Below are 6946 nucleotides of genomic sequence, written 5' to 3'. Positions count from 1 at the left end.
ACGCGCTCGAAGGCTTGTCCAAGGTGGTGGCGGTCGAGGGCGGGCCGCGCGGGGTGACCTCGAACTGCATCAATCCCGGGTACGTCCGCACGCCGTTGGTGGAACAGCAGATCGCGGAACAGGCGGCCGCGCATGCCATGCCCGAGGAGCGGGTGATCGGCGAGGTACTGCTGGCCAGGTCGGCGACGAAGCGGCTGATCGAGCCGGCTGAGGTGGCGCAGCTGGCCGTGTACCTGTGCTCGCCTGGGGCCTCGTTCATCAACGGCGCGTCGCTGGCCGTGGACGGGGCCTGGACCGCGCAGTAGCTCCCGACCACACTAGGTCGCGCGAGGGTGAATGGAAGACGGCGATGGATGTAAACGGCAAGACGGATGTGAACGGTGCGCCTGCCGCGAGCGCTGCGCTAGCCGGCAACGCGCCAGAGGGCAATGCGTCTGACATCGAGCTGCCGTTTCTCAGCCTGCTGGTCCAAGACGCCTCCGCGGTCGAATACGACGCCCCGCTGGCTCGCGCACACAACGAGGGCGCCGGCCAGGAGGCGATCGCGCAGCTGGAGCGAGCCAGGACGCTCGCGCTGCGTGTGCGCGCGACGCTGCGTGAACAGCGGCGTCGCGAAACGGAGTTAGCCGCGCTGTTCGAGACCGCGAGTGACTTAGCAGGATTGCGCGACCTGGATGCGGTACTACGCGCGATTGTCGTCAGGGCACGCAAACTGCTCGGCACAGACGTGGCGTATCTGACTCTGAACGATCCGGCCGCCGACGACACGTACATGCGCGTCACCGACGGCTCCGTGTCGGCGAAGTTCCAGCAGGTACGGCTCGGTATGGGCGAGGGGTTAGGCGGCCTGGTCGCACAGACGGCTTCGCCTTACGTCACTGCGGACTACCTGAACGACGCCCAGTTCAACCACACGCGCTCGATCGACGCAGCGGTGCACGAAGAGGGCCTGGTCGCGATCCTCGGGGTGCCATTGCTGTCCAATGGACATGTGATCGGCGTGCTCTTCGCCTCGGATCGGCGGGTTCGACCGTTCAGCCGGGACGAGATCGCGCTGCTCAGCTCCCTGGCCACGCATGCCGCGATCGCGATCGAGTCGGCGAATCAGCTCGCGGAGACCAGGGCGGCGCTCGCGGAGCTGGCCGAGGCGAGCCGCACCATCCAGGCACACAGCGCTTCCGTCGAGCGCGCCGCAGAGGCCCACGAGGCACTGACCGGTTTGCTGCTGCGCGGCGCGGGTCTCGGCGAGCTCGCGGCATCCGTCGCCGAATTGCTCGGCGGCTCGGTCGCGATCGTGGACGACAACGGCCGCTGCCTGTGCGGGCTGCTTGAACCGGAGGAGCGGGCCGCCGTCGAGTCGGCTGCGTCGCAGTCGGCGAAGACCGGACGCGCGCTGCCGGCCGGTCGGCTGTGGGTCACGGCGGTGAGCGCGGGTCAGGAGCGGTTAGGTGCGCTGGTACTGCGCGGGCGGCCGGAGTTGGACCTGGAGAGCGCGGACCAGCGGATCTTGGAGCGCGCGGCGACGATGACAGCGCTACGGCTGCTGATCGAGCGCTCGGTGCAGGAGGCGGAGCACCGGGTGCGCGGCGAGTTGGTCGCGGACTTGCTGACCGCGTCGGATCGGGGCGAGCCGAGCCTGGAGTCGCTGCGTGAGCGGGCGCGGCGGCTCGGCGCGGATCTTGACGTGCCGTACGTCACTGTCGTGGCTCAGGCAGAAGACGCGGACCGGCAGCGTCTAGCTTCGGCGGCCGCGCATTTGGCGGCGACCAGCCGCGGTTTGGCCGGTGAGCGCGGCGGCGCGACGGTGCTGCTGCTGCCCGGGTCGGACGCGACCGGCGTGGCGCGCGACGTGGTGCATCATCTGCACGGCGCGATCCAGCGGCCGGTGACGGCGGGTGCGGCGGGTCCTGTGCGCGGTCCGGCGGCGTTCGCCGCCGCGCATGCGGAGGCGGCCCGGTGCTTGGCCGCGCTTCAAGCGCTTGGCCGGATCGGTGACGCGGCGGCCACGCGTGATCTGGGGTTCGTCGGGCTGCTGCTTGGCGGCACGGAGCCGCGGAAGACGGATGTCCCAGCCTTCGTGCAGGCGACGCTCGGCCCAGTGCTCGACTACGACGCGCGACGCTCGACGGAACTGGTGCACACGCTGGATGCGTACTTCGGCTGCGGCGGGAATCTGATGCGGACTAAGGACGTCCTGCACGTGCACGTCAACACGGTGACGCAGCGCCTTGATCGGATCGCGCAGCTGCTGGGTACAGATTGGAACTGCCCCGAGCGCGCCCTAGAGCTACAGCTGGCGTTGCGGTTAAACCAATTGCTGTGATGCTTATGACACCCCAGGTGCGTGAACGATGTGTTACGCCCCCAACTTCAGGTTGAGTGGCTGCGTCGTTGATGGGACCGCGTTCTGGTGTTCGGCATGCCAAATCAGTTCGGTGCCGACGGTATTGGCGCCAACGCCCGGCCCGATGATCGTGTAGTGATTAGTGCCAGGAATCCACGCGATATTCACGCGACTTCGGTCGATACCGGCCGCCGCGAGTATGCCGTCATCGTAAAGACCTTGTGGCTGGTTGAGGATGCCGCGCTCCGCGCAGAGCAGCGTCACAGGGCACGTCGCGGTGTTGATGGCCTCGTTGACGAAATCGTCGGTGATGATCTGCCGTCCGTCTGCCCGTATCGCGTCCTCGATGCATGAGGAGACGACCTTGCCGTCAGGCAGCCACAGGGTGTCACGGCCCAGATATGCGGTCAGCTGCGGGCTCCAGTGGCCGACGAACGAGGGGTGTTCCCGGTGGAAGTCCAGGTACGCCTCACCGTCGGCAAAGGTCATCCGCAGCTTACGGATCGCCGGACCGACTGTGGCTTCGAGCAGCGTGTCTGGATCGACCTCGGGAACGCGGGCGAATCGGGCACCGCCGTCGACCGCGACGAGCGATTCGACGCGCTCGGGGTGTCGCGCCGCGAGCGTGCACACCACAAAGGCGCCGAGGGAGTGTCCGGCGAGCACCGCACGCTCCAGGCCAGCGTCGTCGAGGACGGCGAGCACGTCATCGACGTCGATATCCAGGCCCCAAGGCGGGGCGATGTTTCGGGAGTAGGCGCGGCCGCGCAGGTCGAGAGCGAGGAGGTTGACGCGGCGATCGACGGCTTCGGCGACCGCCGCCCAGGCGAGGGCGTTCGCGGTGATGCCGTGCACTAGGACGACGGTCGGCGCGCCGGGATCAGCCGCGGGCCAGCGCGCAACGGCCAGTTCGCCTCCCTTGACCGGTATTTGGTATTCCTCGAAATCACGGAAGTCAGCCACGCGTCGCTACCTCTTCCTGACTATTTCCGGTCGCCGGCCCGTTCGTTGCGCGGTGCCGCCTCGTAATAGGCACGCGCCTTATGGGCATAGTCGAGGCGCGGAAGCGTGTGGGCAACGTGACGAGTCCACCCGAGAAAAAACACTATCGCCACAAAGGAAACTCCTAACAAAAAGAGTGGCTGTTGCAGCGACCCGCGCAACAGGAACCCTAGGAACAGCGGCGATCCGCACCCATGGAGCGCGCGGCCACACTCGCGGCAGCGCCCATGTGTGCACCAGACATCCGACCGAGCCATGCGCGGGCCGAGACTCGCGGAAGACAGATCGCTGGCTAAAGTCGTTGGCAGAAGGGAGCGTCCGGAAGGCGGCGCCGAGAACCCGGTGCACCTCGCTGACGCGCCCACGTCACGCAGCGCCTTTGCCGTCAACGAAGACAGGGCTGCTAACAAAGGTAGGGACGGGCTGGATGGACAAGGTGGTCACCGCGGCCGAGGCCGTGGCCGACATTCCGGACGGGGCGAGTATCGCCGTGGGTGGCTTCGGCCTCTGCGGCATCCCGTCCACCCTCATCGCCGCGCTGCTGGCGCGCGGCGCGACGGACTTGCGGGTGGTGTCTAACAACTGCGGGGTGGACGGCTGGGGCCTCGGCCTACTGCTTGAGGCTGGCCGGATCTCCCGGATGACCAGCTCCTACGTCGGCGAGAACAAGGAGTTCGCGCGCCAGTATCTCTCCGGAGAGCTGGAGGTGGAGCTCACGCCGCAGGGCACGCTCGCGGAGCGGCTGCGCGCGGGCGGCGCGGGAATCCCGGCCTTTTACACCGCGACCGGGGTCGGCACACAGGTGGCCGAGGGCGGGCTGCCGTGGAAGTACGCGCCGGACGGTTCGGTGGCGGTCGCCTCTCCGGCCAAGGAGGTGCGCAGCTTCGGGGGCCGCGAGTACATCCTGGAGCAGGCCATCATCACGCAGTTCTCCCTGGTGCGGGCCGCGGTGGCGGACCGGCACGGCAACGCGGTCTTCAATGGCTCGGCGATGAACTTCAACCCGCTGGCCGCGATGGCGGGGCGGATCTGCGTGCTTGAGGCTGAGCGGATCGTCGAGCCCGGGGAGATCGCGGCGGCGAGCGTACAACTGCCGGGCGTGCACGTACACCGGGTTGTCGAGGCGACCGTCGCGGAGAAGCGGATCGAGCGGCATACCGTGCGCCCGCGCCCGCAGCACGCCTCGGGCTCCTCCGGTGCGGCAAGCTCCGCCGCCGCAGCCGTCCAGCCGAGTGAGAGCGGGAACTGACATGGCCCTCGACCGCAACCAGATGGCCGCGCGCGCCGCACTCGAATTGCGCGACGGCCAGTACGTGAACCTCGGCATCGGCCTGCCGACGCTGATCCCGAACTACGTACCCGAGGGCGTCACGGTCGTGCTCCAGTCGGAGAACGGCATCCTCGGCACCGGTCCGTACCCGTATGACGGCGATGAGGACCCTGACCTGATCAACGCAGGCAAGGAGACGGTGACCTTGCTGCCGGGCGCCTCGCTGTTCGACTCCGCGGCCTCGTTCGCGATGATCCGCGGCGGCAAGATCGATATCGCGGTGCTCGGCGCGATGCAGGTCAGCGAGCGGGGCGACCTGGCGAACTGGATGATCCCCGGAAAGATGATCAAGGGGATGGGCGGAGCGATGGACCTGGTGCACGGGGCGAAGAAGGTAGTCGTCCTGATGGAGCACGTGGCCAAGGACGGCGGGCACAAGCTGGTCAAGGAGTGCTCGCTGCCGCTGACCGGCAAGCGCGTGGTCGACCGTGTGATCACCGACCTGGCCGTCATCGATGTCGAAGACGAGGGCCTTGTGCTGCGGGAAGTCGCGCCGGGCGTCAGCGTCGAGGAAGTAATCGCCGCCACCGGCCCGACACTCCACATCCCGGGCAGCGACATCCCCACGATGCCAGCGACCTGATCCAGCACTGATCAGCCGTTGATTCAGCACTGATCCGACAACCGATTCACCGTGGGGCCGGGCCCGCTCGCGTAGCCCGGCCCCACTTGCCTGCCCGGCAGAGTATGCCGCGCCCACATCCCCTCCAGCGAGACCGCACAGGACAGTACCCACACGCGCCTTGCGCGGCGCGCTTCCCCGTACCCCTGTGACAGGAGCTCGACGTTGAGCACCACCACCGCATCAGAGACGGCCGCCGCAGGCGCCGACCGCGCGCAGTCACCCTGGCGAGTCGTCGGCGCCTCGCTGGTCGGCACCACGCTGGAGTGGTACGACTTCTTCCTCTACGGCACCGCCGCAGCGGTCGTCTTCCCGAAGGTCTTCTTCGTCAAGGCCGATCCGCTGACCGGGACGCTGCTCTCCTTCCTCACCTACGCGCTCGGATTCGCGGCGCGGCCGCTCGGCGGGGTGTTCTTCGGCAACCTCGGCGACCGGATCGGCCGCAAGCGCGCGCTGGTCACCACGCTGGTCATCATGGGCGCCGCGACCACGCTCATCGCGGCGGTGCCCTCATACGCGTCCATCGGCATCGCGGCCCCGATCCTGCTGACCACGCTGCGCATGATCCAGGGCTTCGCGCTCGGCGGCGAGTGGGGCGGCGCGGTGCTCATCGTCGCGGAACAGGACCGGGGACGCCGCGGTTTCTGGGCATCGTGGCCGCAGGCGGGCGCGCCGCTGGGCAATGTGCTCGGTACCGGAATCATCCTGCTGCTAAGCCAAAACCTCAGCGAGGCGGCGTTCCTGTCCTGGGGATGGCGCATCGGCTTCGCGCTGTCGGCGCTGCTGATGATCCTTGGGTTGTGGGTGCGCGCCTCACTGCACGAGACGCAGGCCTTCCGCCAGTCGCTCGCCCGGCGCGAGGCAGCCAGAGCGGCCGCAAAGCCCCCGGTCGTCCAGGTGCTTCAGTCCTCTTGGCGGCAACTGCTTACCGCGTTCGGCGCACGGATGGCGGAAAACATCTCGTACTACGTGATCACCGCGTTCATCCTCGTGTACGTCGTCGACTATCTGAAGCTGCCGAAGTCCTTCGGCCTCGACGCGGTCCTGATCGGCTCGGCGATCGAGTTCGCGTTGATCCCCCTGTTCGGCATGCTGTCCGACCGGATCGGCCGCCGGCCGGTCTATCTGGTCGGAGCGATCGGAATCGGCGTGTGGACACCGTTCTTCTTCGGCATGTTGAATTCGAGGTCTTACCCGCAGGCCGTCGCCGCCGTCAGCATCGCGCTGGCATTCCACGGCCTGATGTACGCGCCCCAGGCGGCCTTCTTCGCGGAGCTGTTCGCCACCGGCGTGCGCTATTCCGGGGCGTCGATCGGCTATCAGGTCGCCTCGATCGCGGCGGGCGCGCCGGCCCCGCTCATCGCGGTGGCGGTGCTGCAGCACAACGGCAGCAGAACACCGACGCTGCTCGCGATCTACATCGGCGCGGCGGCCCTGGTCACGCTCGTCGCGGTGCTCGCGGCACGCGAGACCCGCGCGTCCGATCTGACCGCGGATGCCGACCTCGGCGCTAGCATGCTCCAGTCGCCCGCCTCGGTTCGCTCAGCCGGCCCGAGCGCGACGCCGAGTCCGGAGCCCACGATCTAGGGCGTGTTTTTAAGCTAGCGACCGACCGAGGTACACATGCGACGCGGCGTCGAGGCAGGCG

Annotated in this window: 6 protein-coding genes; 5 read left to right on the top strand and 1 reads right to left on the bottom strand. The window is 68.2% G+C overall.

Annotation, left to right across the window (positions count from 1 at the left end):
• On the top strand, positions 1 to 305 hold a 305-nt coding region (locus tag VN779_RS23805), incomplete at its 5' end, for an SDR family oxidoreductase (RefSeq protein WP_325727089.1).
• 44 nt (positions 306 to 349) lie between these two features.
• Positions 350 to 2323: a helix-turn-helix domain-containing protein gene (locus tag VN779_RS23800; RefSeq protein WP_325727087.1), complete on the top strand. Its 1974-nt coding sequence runs from the start codon at positions 350 to 352 to the stop codon at positions 2321 to 2323.
• Between the two features lie 33 nt (positions 2324 to 2356).
• Here VN779_RS23800 and VN779_RS23795 read toward each other — a convergent pair whose 3' ends face one another.
• The gene (locus VN779_RS23795; RefSeq protein WP_325727085.1) at positions 2357 to 3307 is read right to left on the bottom strand and encodes an alpha/beta hydrolase; all 951 of its coding nucleotides are present in this window, start codon (positions 3305 to 3307) and stop codon (positions 2357 to 2359) included.
• Between the two features lie 466 nt (positions 3308 to 3773).
• Between VN779_RS23795 and VN779_RS23790 the strand changes: the two genes are divergently transcribed.
• The 3 genes from VN779_RS23790 to VN779_RS23780 all read left to right on the top strand — a co-directional run bounded on the left by VN779_RS23790 (position 3774) and on the right by VN779_RS23780 (position 6885).
• Positions 3774 to 4595 (top strand): CoA transferase subunit A, encoded by an 822-nt coding sequence (locus tag VN779_RS23790; protein WP_325727083.1) that lies wholly within the window; start codon positions 3774 to 3776, stop codon positions 4593 to 4595.
• A 1-nt stretch (position 4596) separates the two neighbouring features.
• Positions 4597 to 5259: a CoA transferase subunit B gene (locus VN779_RS23785; protein ID WP_325727081.1), complete on the top strand. Its 663-nt coding sequence runs from the start codon at positions 4597 to 4599 to the stop codon at positions 5257 to 5259.
• Between the two features lie 204 nt (positions 5260 to 5463).
• A complete protein-coding gene (locus tag VN779_RS23780) occupies positions 5464 to 6885 on the top strand; it encodes an MFS transporter (protein ID WP_325727079.1) in 1422 nt (473 codons plus the stop codon).
• The last annotated feature ends 61 nt before the right edge of the window (positions 6886 to 6946 follow it).

Source organism: Actinocrinis sp. (assembly GCF_035605935.1).
Lineage (GTDB): Bacteria > Actinomycetota > Actinomycetes > Streptomycetales > Catenulisporaceae > Actinocrinis.
Note: the sequence above shows the minus strand (reverse complement) of the source record. Positions and strands in the feature narration are given on the sequence as shown.